This is a genomic window from Streptomyces sp. NPDC053367, assembly GCF_044545925.1.
Classification (GTDB): Bacteria; Actinomycetota; Actinomycetes; order Streptomycetales; family Streptomycetaceae; genus Streptomyces.
Window position 1 is genome coordinate 168,181 of sequence record NZ_JBITYN010000006.1, and the last position, 18,327, is coordinate 186,507.

General features: G+C 70.4%; 15 protein-coding genes and 1 pseudogene. 12 read left to right on the forward strand and 4 right to left on the reverse strand.

Features of this window, described 5'->3' with window-relative positions; all coding sequences use genetic code 11:
* Positions 1-36: 36 nt before the first annotated feature.
* From ACIGXJ_RS18670 to ACIGXJ_RS18680, 3 genes and pseudogenes are all read left to right on the forward strand, one after another.
* A pseudogene (locus ACIGXJ_RS18670) lies at positions 37-324 on the forward strand (M23 family metallopeptidase); the annotation flags it as partial.
* Between the two features lie 22 nt (positions 325-346).
* Positions 347-490 carry a hypothetical protein gene (locus ACIGXJ_RS18675; protein WP_399646348.1) on the forward strand — a complete coding sequence of 48 codons (144 nt, stop codon included), beginning with the start codon at positions 347-349 and terminating at the stop codon, positions 488-490.
* A 147-nt stretch (positions 491-637) separates the two neighbouring features.
* Positions 638-1,090: a hypothetical protein gene (locus ACIGXJ_RS18680; protein WP_399646351.1), complete on the forward strand. Its 453-nt coding sequence runs from the start codon at positions 638-640 to the stop codon at positions 1,088-1,090.
* 119 nt (positions 1,091-1,209) lie between these two features.
* Here the strand turns inward: ACIGXJ_RS18680 and ACIGXJ_RS18685 are convergent, their stop codons facing one another.
* Positions 1,210-1,680: a protein kilB gene (locus ACIGXJ_RS18685; protein WP_399646353.1), complete on the reverse strand. Its 471-nt coding sequence runs from the start codon at positions 1,678-1,680 to the stop codon at positions 1,210-1,212.
* A gap of 432 nt (positions 1,681-2,112) precedes the next feature.
* Here ACIGXJ_RS18685 and ACIGXJ_RS18690 point away from each other — a divergent pair, with 432 nt between their 5' ends.
* The 7 genes from ACIGXJ_RS18690 (at position 2,113) to ACIGXJ_RS18720 (ending at position 9,091) form a co-directional block, all read left to right on the forward strand.
* The gene (locus ACIGXJ_RS18690; protein WP_399646356.1) at positions 2,113-2,874 is read left to right on the forward strand and encodes an aminoglycoside adenylyltransferase family protein; all 762 of its coding nucleotides are present in this window, start codon (positions 2,113-2,115) and stop codon (positions 2,872-2,874) included.
* A 90-nt stretch (positions 2,875-2,964) separates the two neighbouring features.
* On the forward strand, positions 2,965-3,354 hold the full coding sequence (locus tag ACIGXJ_RS18695; protein ID WP_399646358.1) for a hypothetical protein: 390 nt from the start codon (positions 2,965-2,967) through the stop codon (positions 3,352-3,354).
* Positions 3,355-3,372: 18 nt separating this feature from the next.
* The gene (locus tag ACIGXJ_RS18700) at positions 3,373-3,507 is read left to right on the forward strand and encodes a hypothetical protein (protein WP_399646360.1); all 135 of its coding nucleotides are present in this window, start codon (positions 3,373-3,375) and stop codon (positions 3,505-3,507) included.
* 864 nt (positions 3,508-4,371) lie between these two features.
* Positions 4,372-5,226, forward strand: a complete 855-nt coding sequence (locus ACIGXJ_RS18705) for an RNA polymerase sigma factor SigF (protein ID WP_399646363.1) — start codon at positions 4,372-4,374, stop codon at positions 5,224-5,226.
* 110 nt (positions 5,227-5,336) lie between these two features.
* Complete coding sequence (locus tag ACIGXJ_RS18710) at positions 5,337-5,696, forward strand: STAS domain-containing protein (protein ID WP_399646365.1); 360 nt, start codon at positions 5,337-5,339, stop codon at positions 5,694-5,696.
* Positions 5,693-6,631 (forward strand): anti-sigma factor RsbA family regulatory protein, encoded by a 939-nt coding sequence (locus tag ACIGXJ_RS18715; protein ID WP_399646368.1) that lies wholly within the window; start codon positions 5,693-5,695, stop codon positions 6,629-6,631. The genes ACIGXJ_RS18710 and ACIGXJ_RS18715 overlap by 4 nt, the downstream gene beginning before the upstream one ends.
* A 687-nt stretch (positions 6,632-7,318) precedes the next feature.
* Positions 7,319-9,091, forward strand: a complete 1,773-nt coding sequence (locus ACIGXJ_RS18720; protein ID WP_399646371.1) for a S8 family peptidase — start codon at positions 7,319-7,321, stop codon at positions 9,089-9,091.
* 135 nt (positions 9,092-9,226) lie between these two features.
* Here ACIGXJ_RS18720 and gvpJ read toward each other — a convergent pair whose 3' ends face one another.
* Complete coding sequence (gvpJ, locus tag ACIGXJ_RS18725) at positions 9,227-9,640, reverse strand: gas vesicle protein GvpJ (protein WP_399646374.1); 414 nt, start codon at positions 9,638-9,640, stop codon at positions 9,227-9,229.
* Between the two features lie 246 nt (positions 9,641-9,886).
* On the opposite strand from gvpJ, the gene ACIGXJ_RS18730 reads away from it, so the two are divergent.
* The gene (locus ACIGXJ_RS18730; protein WP_399646376.1) at positions 9,887-12,652 is read left to right on the forward strand and encodes a SpoIIE family protein phosphatase; all 2,766 of its coding nucleotides are present in this window, start codon (positions 9,887-9,889) and stop codon (positions 12,650-12,652) included.
* A 164-nt stretch (positions 12,653-12,816) separates the two neighbouring features.
* On the opposite strand, the gene ACIGXJ_RS18735 is transcribed toward ACIGXJ_RS18730, so the two are convergent.
* On the reverse strand, positions 12,817-13,692 hold the full coding sequence (locus tag ACIGXJ_RS18735) for an ABC transporter substrate-binding protein (RefSeq protein ID WP_399646379.1): 876 nt from the start codon (positions 13,690-13,692) through the stop codon (positions 12,817-12,819).
* Positions 13,693-14,240: 548 nt separating this feature from the next.
* On the opposite strand from ACIGXJ_RS18735, the gene ACIGXJ_RS18740 reads away from it, so the two are divergent.
* Positions 14,241-16,406 carry a SpoIIE family protein phosphatase gene (locus tag ACIGXJ_RS18740; protein WP_399646381.1) on the forward strand — a complete coding sequence of 722 codons (2,166 nt, stop codon included), beginning with the start codon at positions 14,241-14,243 and terminating at the stop codon, positions 16,404-16,406.
* A 119-nt stretch (positions 16,407-16,525) separates the two neighbouring features.
* Here ACIGXJ_RS18740 and ACIGXJ_RS18745 read toward each other — a convergent pair whose 3' ends face one another.
* The gene (locus tag ACIGXJ_RS18745; protein ID WP_399646383.1) at positions 16,526-17,710 is read right to left on the reverse strand and encodes a type III polyketide synthase; all 1,185 of its coding nucleotides are present in this window, start codon (positions 17,708-17,710) and stop codon (positions 16,526-16,528) included.
* Positions 17,711-18,327 lie beyond the last annotated feature (617 nt).

Here is an 18,327-nt window from a genome sequence, read left to right on the forward strand (position 1 = left end):
AAGGGACCTCGCTGGAGCCTGGGCTATCACACCGGCGCGGACTACGCGGCCCCGAAGGGCACCCCTTGCGTCGCGGTGCTCAACGGTTCCATAGTCCGCAGCGGAACCGACCCCAGCTTCGGGAACTTCCTGGTGCTGCGTTCCCACCATTTCGACTACTGGTACTGCCATCTCTCCGAACAGACCGTCAAACGAGGTCCGGTCACCGCCGGCCAGAAGATCGGGGAAGTCGGCAAGACCGGGAACGCCACCGGCCCTCACCTCCACTTCGAGAAGCGCCCGGCCGGCGGCGGCTTCCGGTCGGACGTGAGACCCACCTGGTAGCCCCTCGAAGAAGCCTGGGGAAGTGGTGCGCGCCACGCAGTGGAAGGCGCGTCGCTCCGGGGCCGAAGCCCTGCCCACCAGCGTGGCCCGCCCCTTCGGCCGACGCGCGCTGGACGACGCCGCCCTGCGCGCCGCCCTGCGCGACTGGCCGTCCCGCTCGGCGTAGGGCTGTGCCGTCGATGAGAGCCGCCGATGAGAGCCGTACAAGACGGTGAAGTCGACAACGGAGATGTCGAGAAGCCGGTGAACGGGATGTCTTCGCCTGCCAGAGTTGTCTAGACCTCCGTGGGGCTCGTCGGGCATGATCGGTGCCATGGAGAGAGCGCATCTGCCGACCACCGAGTCAGCTGTCGTGGCGGTTCGTGAGCTCGCGACGGAGTTCGGGGTGAGCATGAGCGTCACCGATGACGTCGGTGCCGACCAGACCTCTCGCCGCAGCTCGGCCGAGCTGTTCACCGTGTTCGACCCAGATGGCTCGCTGCCGCACGAGGCCTTCGTGGAGCTGGGCGGGTCGCCCTCCGTCAGCATCCGGTTCTTCCCCGAGGGCGATGCCCAGATCATCGTCGACGGGGTGGAGTTCAACGATGTGCCGCGGGATTCCGTGCCCGGGTTCCTGAGATCCGTCTACGGCGGTCTCGCCCGGACCAAGGGCCGGCTGTTCCCGCCCGGCCAGTGGCTCATCGTGCCGCTCCCGGGGGACGAGACCTACAAGGAACTGATCGTGGAGCCCAACCTCACACCATGGCTGGCGCGCAGCGCGCGCTGAGGCCGTCCAGGTAGGCGGCGGGACCGAAGCCGAAATGTGCGGCCCTGGTTGGTCGTCCGAGCCCGGCGGGACGCCGTAGGGAGTCGCCGGCGGATTGGTGGTCCGGTGTCGCCGGCCGGTCAGTGGATGTCGGGGCTCAGCAGCGCGGCGGCTGCGGCGATGAAGGCGGTCGATGCTTCCTTGGCGGCGTGCCGCCGGGCGTCCAGGTCGGTCCGGTCGGTCGCCTTGCGCAGCGCGTAGGTGGCGTCTGCGGCCTGCTGGGCGGGGCCTGCCAGCTCGGGGACCAGGATCTGGAGGCGGATGTGGGGTGCGGTGACGGCTGCGCGGGTGTCGTGTGATCGGGTCTGGGCCTCGAGCTGATGCTCGGCACCTGCTGCGCTCAGGGCCAGACGTTCCCTGTGGAACATTGCCGAGCGATGTGCGTCCAGAGCGGCCGCGAAGTCGGTGACGGCGCCGAGCTGGTCCTGACGATGCCTGTCGGCGCGCTCCTCGGCGCGTGCGGTGAGTGCCGAGCGGTGCTGGAGGAGACCGGCGGTCAGCGCACCTGCGAGGGTGCCGAGTACGGCGACGATCGATGGCCATATGGACATCGGATCAGGTTCCTTTCGGTCAGTCAGTTCGAAGCCGCGGCGCGGCCGGTCGAGCACTGAGGGGGCCGCATCGGGAACTTGGACAGTGGCGAAGACGTCCCGGCTGCATCTTCACATGATGTCCTTGGTCTCGCGTTCGTCGGCCTTGGCCGGCCCCGGTCAGGACGAAGGCCATGGGCAGACCTCTACTGGCTTCGGCTTGTCAGGGTCATCTCTGCTGCGGACACAGCCTGGGCAATCCCGCCGTCGTAGCCCTCGACCGCCCGGGAAACGCATGTCCGCAACCGGCTCGAAGGTCTCCAGTACCGTCCAGACATCCTCGACGGCTGTACCACCCGACCCGGCCTCGCCCTCGGCATTCCCACATCTCCTTGACGAGCCGAAGTCAGAAAATGCGGTGCTGTGGGCCGGATGACAAGAGACGCTGGCGCGGTGAATCAGGTTCAGGAGATCATGGGGCTGGTCGGCCGTGTGCTGGGCCAAGATGTCATCGGCACCTACCTCCACGGCTCCTCCGTGCTCGGTGGACTCAGGCCGGCCAGCGACGTGGACGTGCTGGTTGTCTCCCGGCGGCGAATGGACGAGCAGGAGCGACGGACCCTCCTCGGTGGACTGCTGCGGATCTCCGGCTCCCGGAACAAGGCCCGCCCGGTCGAGCTCACCGTGATCGTCCAGTCCGAGGTCAGGCCGTGGCGGTACCCACCGACCGGCGACTTCCTCTACGGCGAGTGGCTGCGCGCCGAGTACGAGGCCGGGGAGGTCCCCCGACCGGAACCGATGCCCGATCTGGCCCTGCTGATCAGCATGGCGCTGGCCGGTGACCACCCTCTCACCGGCCCGCGCCCGGCGCAGGTCCTCGACCCGGTTCCGCAGGCCGACCTGGTCCGGGCGAGCGTGGCGGGCATCCCCGGCCTCCTCGACGACCTGGACAGCGACACCCGCAACGTCCTGTTGACCTTCGCCCGCATCTGGACCACGCTCGCCACCGGCCAGATCAAGTCGAAGGACGCCTCCGCCGACTGGGCCCTCGCCCACCTCCCGCCCGAGCATCGCGCCGCCCTCGAGCACGCGAGACAGCTCTATCTCAACTGCCATTACTCCGAGGAGACCTGGAGCGATGCATTGCTGACACAGGTGCGTCCGCATGTGTACCGCGTGCTCGCCGAGATCGACCGGCTCCTCACCCCGGAGTGAACAGCTCGGCGACGACGTCGCAGCTCGCATACGACCAAGCCGCTCCAGTAGCCATCACAAGGCGCAGGACCACACCACCAGGAGGAACCAGTGTCACACCCACAACTGCTCACCCCCGAGGAGAAGCTCGCCGACGCGAAGAAGCAGCTGAGCCTCCCGCGTATCGTCGTGATCTGCGGATCCACCCGCTTCATGGCCGAGATGACCGAGGCCGATCTGCGGGAGACCAGAGCCGGAAGGATTGTCGTCAAACCGGGCTGTGACATGAAGTCGCCGCACGAACTGTGGTCAGATCCTGTCGAGGCCAAGGCGTTGAAGGTTCGACTTGACGATCTGCACCGGGCGAAGATCCGGCTCGCTGATGAAGTGCTCGTAGTCGGCGACTACGTCGGAGAAAGCACCCGAGCCGAAATCGTCTACGCCCGGTCGCTGGGCAAGCCCGTGCGGTTCACGCACCCCGAAGTCGACCCTGACGCGTGACTGCCGGGTGCCACCTCGATGCTGCTCAACTACTGGAAGAACCTTGGCGACTACTTCCTGGCCGTCAAGAGCGACCGGACCTACCGCGCCTGCGTGGTCACCGCCGCGGCCGACTACCGCTCACCCATCGAAATGGCCTCCATGGGCGTCTGACCCGCCCGGCCACGACCGCGAGCGGCTGTCCAGCCGCTCGCCGGCGTGCACTGCGACGATGTGACGTCGACTCGGCGGTGGGGGGCGGGGTGCAGGATGACGCAGTGGCATCTCCTGCGTGGGGAGTCATGATTCGGTGACCTCTGCGAGCATGGCTGCGATCAGACGTTCCACCTCGCCCGGTACACCGGGGCCAGGTAGGGAGAGCAGGTTCCCGTCGGCTCGTTCGAGGGGTTGTCAGCCGAGGGTGGTGGAGAGGTGGGCAGGCGGTCATCGTGCGCAACACTCCCTCCTGGCCGGGAGCCGTCACCCGGCGGCATGGCTGCAAGCCGATGCGTCTTCAGGGCAGTCGGCCATGCGAATGGGGGCTGTGCGGTACATGCAAGCCTTCCATGACTTCCGCGGCGTCCCGATCCTGTAGGGCGGGCTCGACTCGCCCCGCCGACACCGGCCGATACCAGCCTCGGTGGCTGCCGCCGGTGTTGCCGCCCTGGGCCGTACCCGTCGGTGCCGCGCTCGCGTCCCCGGGGGCTCCTCGGCTGCTGGTGCCGGCTGGACGCCCACCGGCCGCCGCAGTCGCTGTGCGGCGGGTGGATCAGCGAGGCAGCGGTGCCTCGGTGAGGGTCCTCGTAGAGGATCATGACCCTGGTGAGACCGGGCGGCACGGCCCTCTCCGCCGTGCTCGCCCAGGGCAGGGGAGTGGCACCTGCTTGGAGAAGACCATGCACCACGTCGCGCAGTGAGCGCGTGACGGCTAGGACGACGGCCAGTCGTGTGCCGGTCGGCATGATCCGCGGGAAGGCGGGTAGGCGCGGCCTCACGACCGCAGCTGGAGCCGCGGTCGGCACCGAGGGGATGAGGCGAATGACGATGACAGCGGTGACGGACGCGGGCGTGGTCGGCGGACTGGCGGCTGACCTGCCGGAGGTGGCCGACCCGCAGCGCGTCGCGCCGAAGGACGCCCGGTCGCTGTCGAGGCAGTTCTTCGAGCGGCTGGCTGTGCTGGAAGAGGGCACGCCGGAGCACCAGTACGCCCGCAACACGCTGATCGAGATGAACACCTCCCTCGTGCGCTATGCGGCCGGCCGCTTCCGCAGCCGCGGGCCGGAGGAGATGGAGGACATCGTCCAGGTCGGCACGATCGGGCTGATCAAGGCGATCGACCGGTTCGAGCTGTCGCGTGAGGTGGAGTTCACCTCCTTCGCCATCCCCTACATCGTCGGTGAGATCAAGCGGTTCTTCCGCGACACGACCTGGGCCGTGCACGTGCCGCGCCGCCTGCAGGAAGCCCGCGTCCAACTGGCCCGCGCCACCGAGGAACTGCAGTCCCGCCTGGACCGCAGCCCCACGGTGAAGGAACTCGCCGAGCTGATGAACCTCTCCGAGGAAGAGGTCGTCGAGGCCCGCCTTGCCGCCAACGGCTACAACTCCGCCTCCCTGGACGCCACGCTGTCCGGCAGCGAGGACGGCGAGAGCGCACTGGCCGACTTCATCGGCAGCGACGACGAGGCCCTGGAGTTGGTGGAGGACTTCCACGCCCTGGCCCCACTGATCGCCGGCCTGGACGAACGGTCCCGGCGGATCATCCACTGGCGTTTCGTCGACGAACTCACCCAGGCCCAGATCGGCGAGCGCCTCGGCTGCTCCCAGATGCACGTCTCCCGACTGCTCTCCCGTACCCTGAAGGGCCTGCGTGAAGGCATGCTCACGACCAGCTGAGGCGCGCACCGAAGCACCCGGCGATGGCGGCGGAGCCGACATTGGTAGGGTTCGGGGTCTGCGGTCGGGGTAGGCGCTCGTGATGGACGCTGTGCGGTGAGGGGAAGAAGGTGGACGTCCCGGTCGATGCGGGGGGACGCCTCGGCGTGTCGTCGCACGGCGTGACCGGGCTGGAGGTCTCTCCACTGCCGGAGCGTGCCGGTGTGTGTGCGGCCGGGGAGGTCAACGCCGCCACGCGGTCGGTGTGGAGCGAGGTGCTCGGGCAGCTCGCGCGGCAGGGTGAGGACGTTGTGCATGTGGACATGTCCGAAGTGATCTTTATCGACGTGGCGGGGGTGACCGACCTGGCGATGGCCGCGCAGTCGCTGCGCGGCGAGAGGCGCGTCGTGGTACACGATCCGCCGCCGCAGGTGCCGCGCATACTGGAGCTGTTCTGGCCCGGTCTGGGCGGGATCGAGGTGGCAGAGTGACTCCCACCACCACCGCCGACGCCGAGCGGTTCGTCCATCCAGCGCTGTTCTACCGCGGCGAGGACCAGTACCTGGCCGGCACTGTCCCCTTCGTGCTGGAAGGTCTGGCCTCGGGTGAGCCCGTGGCGGTGGCCGCGCCGCCGGACCGCCTCCAGGTGATCAAGGACGGCCTGGGCGAGCGGGCCGGTCAAGTGCACTTCGTGGACATGACGCAGGCCGGCCGGAATCCCGGGCGGATCATCCCGGGCGTGCTGCGCCGGTTCGCCGACGCCCACACCACCGGTCGGGTGCGGATCATCGGTGAGCCGATCTGGCCCGGCCGCACCAGCACGGAGTACCCGGCGTGCGTGCAACACGAGGCGCTGATCAACGCGGCGTTCGCCGGCCGCGCGGTGACGATCCTCTGCCCGTACGACGCCGACGGTCTCGACGAGCAGGTGCTGCAGGATGCCTGGGCGACCCATCCTGTGGTCATCGATGAGCACGGCGACAGGACTTCGGACGCCTACGAGTGGCAGGCGGTCGCCGACCGCTACAACCAGGCTCTGCCCGTGCCGTCGCGAGCGGAGACGTCCTCGTTCCGCGGTAGCAGTGAACTGCCCGAGGTACGCCGGTTCGCCGTGCTGCGCGGCAAGCGGCTCGGGCTGGACGGGCAGCGGCTTCAGGACCTGGAACTGGCGGTGGCGGAGCTGACGACCAACAGCGTGATCCACGGCGCCGGCGGCGGCACGTTGAGGATCTGGGGCGAGGGCGAGCAGGTCGTGTGCGAGGTGCACGATGGCGGCCGGCTGACCGATCCCCTGGCCGGACGACGCCCCCAGGCCCCCGACCGGCCTGGCGGGCGGGGCCTGCTGCTGGTCAACCATGTCTCCGACCTGGTACGCATCCACACCGGTCAGGCAGGCACCACCATCCGCTTCTACCTCGGCCGCTGACCGCCCGCCCTTCCGGCGGCCGGCCCCGTCCTCCACATCCGTCCCCGCCGTGGAAGCCGCCCCTGCGGGTCCCGCCTGAAGGGGTGGTGAGGACAGTCCCCCGGCTTCTCCAGGGGGTTCGCCCAGTGGCTGGCCAGCCGTGCGGGGACGATGATCTGCTACTGGCGGTCGTCGACCTGTCTGACGGGGCCGTAACACAGACGAAGGCCGCGGCCCGATCGGAGAGGCGGTATGCGGCGCAGGATTCCGTGAACTCGCATGAGGCGCACCCGGCTTCTCACCTCGCGCGAGATCGGCGGGCGGCTCGCCGATCTTCCACCACCGAAGCCGCTTGATCTCCTGTGCCGCGAGGAGGCGTTGACCGACGGCGGACACGGGACGGAGCCGGGACTGAGCAGCGGCCTCCGACGCGAACACCGCGCCGCTCTCCACGCACTATCCCGACGGCCGGGCGGCGTACGGGTCTACCACCCGCCCTCGGCCGGCCTGCCGCCTTCTCCGCACTTGCACCCATAGTCGGTATTCAGCCACCGATAAACGAACTCCCTTGCTGCAAAAGGCCCTTCCGTAACTGGCCGCGTGCATGACATCTTGCGTCCACCATTGTTTCGTACGACCCGGCTGACCACCGGGTCTTCGGAGGACGCTTTGATACCCCACAGATCCAGCCGACCTCGACGTACCCCCGTGCTGGCCGCCACGCTCGGCGCCGCGCTCGCCTTCGGGGCTCCCGCCGCGCTCGCCGACACCGCCCCCGTCGCCCCCTCCGGCTCCGCCGCTCCCGCACCCGCGGCGGCGCCCAGGGCCGCGGCCCCCGCTTCCGGCAGTACGGCCTGGGTTGCCGGCACCCGCGCCTACCTGGTGATCACCGCCCCCGGTGACACCACGGCGGTCCGCAACGCGGTCGCAGCCAACGGCGGAACGGTCTTCCAGTACTACGACGCGATCGGCGTCATCACCGCCCACTCCGCGTCCGCCTCCTTCGCCACCGCCATGCGCGGCGTGAGCGGGGTACAGCAGGTCGGCGCCACCCGCACCTCCGACGTGCCGGCGGACGCCTACAATCCGGCCCTGCCCCCCAACCCGGCGCAGTCCACCACCCCGTCGGGCGAGCCGGTCCGCGCCGACATGACCCAGATCAAGGCCGACCAGGCCTGGGCCGTCACCACGGGCTCCGCCTCCGTCAAGGTCGGCATCCTGGACACCGGTGTGGACGACCAGCACCAGGACCTGGCGCCGAACTTCAACGCCGCGGACTCCGTGTCCTGCGCGTACGGCAAGCCGGACACCCGTACGGGCGCCTGGCGCGACGTCGGCACCCACGGCACCCACGTGGCCGGTACGGTCGCGGCCGCCAAGAACGGCAAGGGCGTCATCGGCGTCGCCCCGGGCGTGAAGATCTCCTCGGTGCGCATCGCCGAGCCCGGCACCTCACTCTTCTTCGCCGAGAACACCGTCTGTGGCTTCATGTGGGCCGGTGACCACGGCTTCAAGGTCACCAACAACAGCTACTACACCGACCCGTGGCAGTTCAACTGCCCGGACAACGCCGACCAGGCCGCGATCATCGAGGGCGTCAGGCGCGCCCAGGAGTACGCGGAGAGCAAGGGCTCGCTGCAGGTCGCGGCGGCCGGCAACTCCAACATCGACCTGGCCGACAAGACGACCGACACCGAGAGCCCGAACGACTCGACGCCGGTCACCCGCACCATCACCAACGCCTGCCTGGACATCCCGACCGAGCTGCCGGGCGTCGTCACGGTCTCGGCGATGGGAACCACCGCTAAGGCCTCGTACTCCAACTACGGCCTGAACATCATCGACGTCACGGCGCCGGGCGGGGACACCACCGGCATCTACAGCACCCTGCCGGGTGGCAAGTACGGCTCCAAGAGCGGTACTTCGATGGCCTCGCCGCACGTCGCCGGTGTGGCGGCGCTGCTGGCCAGCACCAACCCCGGCATCACCCCGGCGCAGCTGCGCGACAAGCTGGCCACCCAGGCCAACGACGTCGCCTGCCCGTCGGACAGCCGCTGCAAGGGCACCACGGCCAAGAACGGCTTCTTCGGCGAGGGGCAGGTCGACGCCCTCAAGGCCGTCGGCAGCACCCCGCCGCCCGGCAAGTACTTCGAGAACACGGCGGACGTCGCCATCGGTGACAACACGACCGTGGAGAGTCCGATCACCGTCACCGGCGTGACCGGCAACGCCCCGGCCACCCTCAAGGTGGGTGTGAACATCGTGCACACCTACATCGGTGACCTGAAGGTCGACCTGATCGCCCCGGACGGCACCGTCTACACGATCCACAACCGCTCGGGCGGCAGCACCGACAACATCAACCAGGTCTACACCGTCGACGCCTCCTCCGAGGCCGCCAATGGCACCTGGAAGCTCCGGGTCAACGACAACGCCGGCGGCGACACCGGCAGGATCGACTCCTGGAACGTCACCTTCTAAGGGTCGGACACCGGAGCAGTTCAGCTCCTCGAAGTCGTAGCCCGGCCCGGCGGGCACCACGGCGCGTCACCCTCGCCGTCGGCTTCGAGGAGCGTGAGCCGGTCCGACCCGTGAGGATGAGCCGTCCCCGGTCGGCTACTCATCTCGCTCCCGACTCCGCGAGGCCTTCCGCGGCCGTGCGGCGCGCTCCTCCTGGCCGCCCTTGAAGGATTCGGTGAATGCCTCGACGGCGCCGGTCAGAGCCCCCTTGCTCTTGCCCTGGGCGCCGGACTCCATCATCTTGCCGGGGAGGTCGGTGAGCGTCGAGGGAGCCTTACGGCCCGATTCCAGATCCAGGCGGTTGGCTGCCTCCGCGAAGCGGAGGTAGGTGTCCACACTGGCCACGACCACCCGGACATCGACCTTCAAGATCTCGATGCCGACCAGAGACACCCGGGCGAACACATCGATGACCAGGCCCCGGTCCAGGACCAGCTCCAGAACGTCGTACAGGTTCCCTGAACCTCCGCCGCCCCCTGCGGGGGCTCCCCCCGATGGCATCACAGTCACTGTTCTGCTTCCTTCCGCGTCTCACACCCTGCATGTCGCGCCCGACGCTGCGGCCACCCGCGTGCCGCGCCCGCGCGGGACGAGCGGTGTCGTCACCCCGTCGGCGTACATCCATCACGGTGTACCCGGACGAAACCCGCGTAAGCGGATAAAATGTTCAAACTGTGTTCCGTGTGAAGCTGACCATCACCAGCGCCACCCCAGCCCTGGGCCGCGCCCGCGGGAGCCCTCGCTGATACTGAGGAAATGGGCAAATCTCAGCAATATGCCCCCGCGAGTGGGCGGGGCGAGCGAGTGCCGCCGGAAACCGGCCCGCACGCCCCTGTCCGTTCGTCGGGACGGCGAGCGCCGTCGTTGCTGAAGCCTCGCACGGTCGCCGGACAGGTCTTCGTGCTGCAGCTGGTGGTCGTCCTGCTGCTCATCGCCACCGCTCTGGTGGTGCGCGTGGTCCAGGACCGCAGCCGCGCGATCCAGGAGGCGGGGGACCGGTCGCTGGTGGCGGCCGAATCGTTCGCCAACGCCCCGGGCACGGCGGAGGCGATGCAGAGCGACGACCCGACGGCGGCGCTCCAGCCGCACGCCGAAGCGGTGCGCAAGAAGACCGGTGTCGACTACGTCGTGGCCCTCAGCCCCTACGGCTTCCGGTGGACCCACCCGGACCCGGACCAGATCGGGAAGCACGTCTCCACCTCCTACGGCCAGGCACTAGAGGGCGAGCCTCACCAGACGACGTTCGACAGCAGTCTGGGCAAGGCGGTCGACTCGACGGTGGCCGTCTTCGACGACAAGGGGAACGCGGTCGGCCTCGTCACCGTCGGAGTCACGGTCGACAAAGTGACCAGCGTCGTCCAGCACCAGCTGCCGGTGCTCTTCGCCTCCGGCGGTGTCGCCCTCCTGCTGGCGGCAGGAGGGTCGGCACTGGTCAGCGGGCGCCTGCGGCGCCAGACCCGGGGCCTTGGGCCGGTGGAGATGACCCGCATGTACGAGCACCACGACGCGGTGCTGCACGCGGTGCGTGAAGGCGTGATCATCCTGGACGGCGACGGGACCCTGCTGCTGGTCAACGACGAGGCGCGTCGGCTGCTGGCCCTGCCGCCGGAGGCCGAGGGCAAGCCGGTCACGGCACTCGGGCTGAGCCCGGCCCTCGTCGGACTGCTGGGATCGGGCCAGGCCGCGACGGACAAGGTCTTCCTGGCCGGGGACACCCTGCTCGCGGTCAACGTACGGCCCGTGGGACCGAGGGAGGGCAGCGTGGCCACCTTGCGGGACACCACGGAGCTGCGCGCCCTCGCGGGCCGGGCGGACGTGGCGCGCGGGCGCCTGCAACTGCTCTACGAGGCCAGTACGCGGATCGGCACCACGCTCGACATGAAACGCACCGCCGAGGAACTGACCGAGGTGGCGGTGCCGCGCTTCGCCGACTTCGCCACCGTCGAGCTGGTGGAGCCCGTGCTGCTCGGTGACGAGCCCACGGGCGCGAGCAGGGAGATGCGCCGCATCGCGGCCGCCGGCATCCGGGACGACGCTCCCCTTCACTCGGTCGGAACGCTGATGCGTTACGTGCCCGACAACCCCGTGACCATCGCTCTCACGACCCGCCGGGCCGTCCTGGTGCCGCAGCTCACCCTGGCCGGCGGATGGCGGGCGCAGGACCCGGAGCGGACCGGGGAAGTCATCGACTACGGCATCCACTCCATGATCTCCGTGCCGCTCCAGGCCCGTGGGGAGGTGCTGGGGGTCGTCGAGTTCTGGCGTTCGCAGCAAAAGCCCTTCGAACCGGACGACCTGTCCCCCGCGGAGGAGCTCGCCACTCGGGCCGCCGTGTGCATCGACAACGCGCGCCGCTACACCCGGGAGCACACCACGGCCGTCACCCTCCAGCGCAGCCTGCTGCCCGGCGCGCTCCCCGAACTGTCCGCCCTGGAGGTCGGGCACCGGTACCTGCCCGCCAAGGCGGGGGTGGGCGGCGACTGGTACGACGTCATCCCGCTGCCGGGGGCCCGCGTGGCCCTCGTGGTCGGCGACGTCGTCGGACACGGCCTGCACGCAGCCGCGACGATGGGTCGCCTGCGGACCGCGGTGCACAACTTCGCCGCCCTGGACCTGCCCCCGGACGAGCTTCTGCTGCAACTGGACGACCTGGTCACCCGGATCGACCAGGACGCGGAAGCCCAGGGCAACACCGAGGCCGTCACCGGTGCCACCTGTCTGTACGCGGTCTACGATCCGGTCTCCGGGCGGTGCGTTCTCGCCCGGGCGGGTCATCCCGGCCCGGCCCTGGTGTCGCCCGAGGGGTCCGTGACCTTCCCCGACATCCCCGTCGCGCCGCCGCTGGGCGTCGGAGGGGGCCTGCCGGTCGAGACGGCTGAGCTCCTGCTGCCCGCCGGCAGCCGGCTCGTCCTCTACACCGACGGCCTCGTCGAGGCCCGGGGCCGCGACATCGACGTCGGTCTAGGCATGCTGAAGGAGGCGCTCGCGCGTACGGACGGCGCCACCCTGGACGAGACCTGCGGTGCGGTGCTCGATGCGATGCTGGCCGCCGGATCGCACGACGACGTCGCCCTGCTCATCGCGCGCACCCGGCTGCTCGACCCGGAGCAGGTCGCGGAGTGGGAGGTTCCCGACGACCCCGCGGCCGTCCCCCGTGTCCGCGCCGAGGCCACGCGCAGGCTGGAGGCCTGGGGGGTCGGCGAGGCTTCCTTCACGACCGAGCTGATCCTCACCGAACTGGTGACCAACGCCATCCGCTACGGAGCTAGCCCCGTCACTCTGCGACTGCTGCGCGACCACGACAGCCTGATCTGCGAGGTCGGCGACGGCACCAGCACCTCCCCACACCTGCGCCGCGCGACCCTCACCGACGAGGGAGGCCGTGGCCTGTTTCTCGTCGCACAGCTGTCCCGCCGCTGGGGGACCCGGTACACCGACCGCGGCAAGATCATCTGGGCCGAGCAGGCACTCGACGCCGGAGCCGCCGGAGGCCTCAGCGGCTTCCCGATGGCCGACTTGTGAGGCGGGACGCAGATCGTTGCGCCGCCTGCGAGTGACGGGACACGGGCAACGGTCAGGAGACGGCGGTCAGGAGGCGGCGGTCAGGAGGCGACAGTCAGGAGGTGACGGTCAGGAGGTGACGGTCAGGAGGTGACGGTCAGGCGGTGACGGTCAGGAGGTGACGGTCAGGCGGTGTCCTCGACCGTGAGGTACGGGATCTTGGCCGGGTCCTGGCCGAAGGCGGACCCGAGATAGACGGCCGACAGTTTCGCCAGTGTCCCGTCGTCGATCAGCTGCCTGATGATCCGGTCCAGCACGTCCTTGTCCGACGACCCTTCGGGGTACAGGGCGCCGTAGCCCTGGTCGGTCCTGTACTGGCCCACGAGGCGCACCCCGCCCTTCTGTTTCTGGGGAGACGCCAGCAGGATCGTGGTGTCGTGGACGACCGCGTCGATCCGCCCCTGCTCCAGGGCCGAGAGCATCGCCGGATCGTTGGGGTAGGCGGTGACGGGCTTCGTGGGTTTCAGCCGGTCGTCGACGAACTTCTCGCCCGTGGTGCCTTCGGCCACGCCGATACGGACGTCACGGATGTTGTCCTGGCCGATCCTCTCGCCGTCCCTGATCAGCACTCCCAGGGTCGAGGAGAGGTAGGGCGGGGAGAAGTCGGCGACCTTCCTCCGTTCCGGTGTGACGGTGATCTGCGCCAGGGCCAGGTCGAAGTTCGTCGTCCGGCCGGACACGATGTCCGGGAAGGGAGCGTTCTTCACCTCGACCCGGTCGAGTCCGGACCGGTAGGCGATGTTGGCGGCCATGCAGTACTCGTAGCCGCTCCTCACCGAGGCAGGGGTCTCGCCGTTCCACCAGCCGGGCGCGGGCAGGGTCGTCTCCACCGTGAGGGCGCCCGCCGTCACGGGCGAGAGGTGAAACTCTCCGTGATGCCCCGAGACCTCACAGTCGCCGTACTGGGCGTTCGACGACTCCGACCCGCCGTTGTCACAGGCAGTGACCGTGAGCGCCACGCCGACGGTCAGGGAGACGATCGCTGCCGCGGCGCGCACCATGGCACCTCCGATGGGGGAAAACTGCTTGATTCACCCTAAATTACCCCTGGGTGCGAGCCGGGCCGCCCGTCCCTCGACGGTGTCGCGGCAGCCGGCCGGAGAGGCCAGCCGTTCCCGGCGACACCGCGCTCCGGTCCTGCCGTGTCTCCGGTCCCGCACCGCGCCCGCCGTGTCGCGTGCCGCGCAGGGCGGCAGAGGTCGGCCGGGCGGCTGCGGTTCTCACCGTCTCCCGGCGCGGCGCGGCTGAGTCGGCCGTACGCCGCGGCCGGGACGACAGCAGGGGCCGTCCGGGCCGCGGGCCGCAGTTTCAGCGCTTCTTGGTCTTCTTCTTCTGCGGGGGAGTCCACTCGCCTCGGTGCAGCCCGGCCGGTCACCGGACGCGGCGTTCATCACGCTGCGTGGTCGCAGGGCGCTGCGCCGATGTGGGCGAAACCGAGCCGGGTGTTATTGAATGAACAGTGCGGTCAGGGATCTCGGGGCCCTGTCGTCCGGGTTCCGGTACGGCTCCGGTGCTGTGCCGGGGTTGGCGAGCGAGCTGAGGGAGTCGCATGGACTCCGACTCCACCCCGTCCCCGTCGTCTGCGTCGCCGTTCGACATGGTCAGCGGCGCTCTGGGACGGTACATCCCACCCGGCCCCGCGGCAGCGGCCGCCGGTTCCGCCGCCCAGCGAGGGGATGCGGCCGCGCGTCCGCGCGAACAAGCCGATCCGGCCCCCGGCCCTCAGGAGCAGATTCTCGGCGCGGTCAACCTGGACCGGGATCTGAGGATCACCCGCTGCAATCTGGACCCTCCCGTGTTCGCGGGCGTCAAGGCCGTGCCCGGCAGCCTTTTCGTCGACCTTCTGCCGCCCTGGGACGTACCGACGGTCACTCGCCGTCTGCGGCAGGTCCTGGAGACCGGTGAGCCGCACGTCGCCCGGGTCCAGCGCCTGCGGCGCAGCGACGGCTCGGAGCTGGTGGTGTCCATGAGCATCCTGGCCGCGGCTCACGGCGAGGGCCTGACCGTCTCGCTGATCGCGATGGCCAGGAGGCTGCACCTGTACGCCGCGGAGACCGCGATCGGCACCTCCCTGGACATCGGCGAGACCGCGCAGTCCCTGGCGGACTCCTTGCTGGCCTGGGGGGACGTGGCCGCGATCGACCTCGACTTCGCCGTATGGACGGGCGAGGCGGTCACCGAGCGGAAGCCGGGGCGCATCCGGTTGCGGCGGGCGGCGCTGGTGCCGGACCGGGCGTGGCCCGACGGCTACGTGACTCCGGGCGACGATCTCCCCAGTGACGCGAGTCGCCTGCTGGCGCAGGCGATACAGCGCGACGATGCCGCTCAGGCCATCGTCATACCCGACCGGGCGGCGATCGAGCGGGCGCTGGGCAGTGCGCGGCTGGTACGCGCCCTGGTGCCCGGTGACCAGGCGGCCGGTGTGGCATGCATACCGCTCGTTCTGGACGGCGAGCCGCCCGTCGTGCTGGGGGTGGCGGAGGTCTGGCGGCGGGAGGGCCGCTCCTTCGACGACGGCGAGCTGCTCGACCTGCAGGAACTGGTGGGCAGGACCGCTCAGCACGTGGACCTGGCCCGCCAGCACCAGCGCGAGCACACCCAGGTGCTGGCGCTGCAGCGCCGGCTGCTGCCACGGTCCGCCGGCGACACCATCGAGACCGCCAGCATCTACCGGCCCGCAGCCCCCGACAGCGCGGGCGTCGGCGGTGACTGGGTGAACAGCTTCCCGTTGCCCGACGGGCGTACTGCGCTGGTGGTCGGTGACGTCGTCGGGCACGGCCTCGGAGCCGCGGCCACCATGGGACAGCTGAGCATGGAGGCCCGTGCGCTGCTGTCCGCGGGGCTGGCGCCCGACGAGGTGCTGGAGCACCTGGACGAGACCGTGTCGCTGCTGGACGACGCGGAATCCGGGCTGGCGGCTGGGTACAGCGCCCTCGGGTCGACCTGCTGCATCGCCGTCTACGACCCGGTCAGTCACCGGGTGACGCTGTCCAGTGCCGGCCATCTTCCCCCGGTCCTGGTGCCCCCCGGCGGGCGCGGGGGCCCGGTGGTGGTACGCCCCCATCCCGGGCTGGGCGCCGAGTTCGCGCTGCGGGAGCCGTTCGACGTGCACGCGTTCACCGCACCGCCCGGATCGCTGCTCGCCCTCTACACCGACGGCCTGGTGGAAGATCCCGCTCTGGCGATCGACGAGGGCATCGGCAGGCTGGCTGACGCCGTCTCCACGGTTCACCCCTGGGACGCCCTGGAGGAGGCCGCCCGGCGTGTGGTGTCCGCGGTGGCGCCCGGGCGGCAACGCGACGACGTGACCCTGCTGCTCGCGCGCATGATCGGCTACCGCAAGGGGGACACCGTGACCTGGCGTCTGCCCGCCCGCGGTGACGCGGCCGCCCGGGCCCGCACGCTGGTCTCGGCGCTGCTGAGGCAATGGAACGCCAGGGAGGCCACCCGGGACAGCGTGCTGCTCGTGGTGAGCGAACTGGTGGCCAACGCGGTGCGCTTCGCCGACGGCCCGCTCACCGTACGGCTGATCAGGTCCGGTCAGGGGCTGTTGTGCGAGGTGGGCGACACCGGCAACGGCAGGCCGCGGCTCGGCCGCAAGGGGCTCCTCGCGGACAGTGGTCGTGGCCTGCACGTCGTGCACGGACTCACCACCCGGTGGGGGGTGCGGTGGACCGACACCGGCAAGGTGGTCTGGGCGTCCGTCGCGATGTGACGTGACGCGGGCGCGGCCGGGACGGGTGGCAGGCGCCGGCCAGGTGGCGCCACCTGCGGTATGAGCGCCACCTGCGGTACGAGTGCGGTACGAGCGGTGCCGCGGGTACGAGCGGCGCCCTACACCCACTCGCCTTCAAGGGCGGTGGCCGTCAGGCCAGGGGCCGCCGCGTACAGGACGGCACGACTGCCCGGCTTCTGCCCGGCATCGTGCGCCCTGCGCAGGATGTCGAACACTGCGGCGCCTCCTCGGTTGCCGCTGGCGTAACTGTCCCGGCTGTGGTCCAGCAGCCCCGACGGCCAGGCCGCGGGCATCGTCTGCTCCATGTACTCCAGCACTCGCGTCCCTCCGGGGTGCGCGAGCAGGACGTCGGGGTGCCAGGAGGTGGGGTCGTCCTGGTAACGGGCGTGCAGCCACGCCCACATCGCGGTGACCGTCTCCTGCACCGCGCGCGGTCCGCGCCGGTCCATGACGAAGTGGGTGCCGTCCGCCCGAGTCTCCAGTCGGTGCAGGTCCTGGGTGCCGGGCAGAGTGTGGTTCCAGGCGGCGTCCAGGCGCAGCACCGACTCGGGCCTGCGGCGGCCCGTGACCACTGCCGCGACCGCGGTGTCCGCGAACAGCAGCCGGACGATCAAGGACTCCAGCGTGTCGTCCGCGGGCTGGTACGTCGTGCTCAGCGCCTCCGCGATGACGACCAGGACCACCCGGTCGGGGTCCGCGGCCACGAGGTCCGCGGCCAGTGCCAGGGAGCGGGTCCCGGCGATGCAGGCCCACTGCGTGGCCGGCAGCAGCATCACGTCGTTGCGGAGCGAAAGCCTGTTGGCCAGGGCGACATCGAGCCCCGGCAGCGCCGGAGTGGTGGAGTGGCTGGTGATCACGCAGTCGACATCCGCCGGGTCGAGCCCGGCGATCTGCAGGGCACCGCGCGCCGCGCGCTCCCCGTAGGACTGTACGGCCGCCCACGCCGGAGCGGTGCGTTCCTGGACGGTCTGGGGCGCGGGTATCGCCTCGAGGGCGGCGATCACACGCTGGATGTCGTGCTCGGTGAACCCGTCGCCGGCCAGCGCCTCGCGGGCCGGCCCGATGCCGGCGGCCGGCAGCCCGTTCCCGCTGCCGGGCGCGACGGCACTCTCCAGCGGCAGCATCCAGCCGCGGTTCTCGATCCCCGTACTGGCTGCTATGCCGTCAACCCGCGGGGCCCACACGGCGTCCGGGTGCCGGTCGCGCACGTCCGCCACGATCTGGCTGGTCTTCACGGTGTGCTCGCCGTGTATCACGGCGGGCGGGCACAGGTAGGCGGCCATGCTGAGCACCTTTCTTCGGCTGGTCGAGGGAGGACGTCACGGGCGCTGTGGCACGGAGCACTTCGTCAGGGCACGTCGAAGTAGACGCAGATATGCCCCACTTAGCCCTTGGCGTCCGCTTTGAGCATGGGTGCTAAACGGGCATTTCGCTGTGACCTGGGCAACTTTGACGGCCCTGTTCTGCGTGACACGGCACACACTGCGGCGCACCGGGCCGGCACTGACGCGACGCCGCGCTGACATGACACGCCGTCAGTTCGCGCATACGGAGACACGCTGTGGAAGCTCTTCGCCTCAGCCGCACCTGGCCCGTCCGCCGATCGGGCGGTTGCGGACACGGCTCCCGCTCCCGGCACCGCACGCCCGAGGCCCCGCCGCCGCAGTGCGGCGCTCCCGCGCAGCAGGACCCGGCACACCGCAAGCGGGCGGAGTGGTCCGGTACCCCCACCGGTCCTCCAGGCCGGCAGGGCTGCGTGCGGCGGGCGCGCCCCGCAGCCCGAAGGCCGGCCGCCTGGAACGAGACCCGTGTGCAGGACGACCGCATCTGGTGCTGTCGGAGCAGCTGCGGAGCCAGGCATCCGCCCGGTCATCACTGGACGCCGCCCGCAACGCGGCAC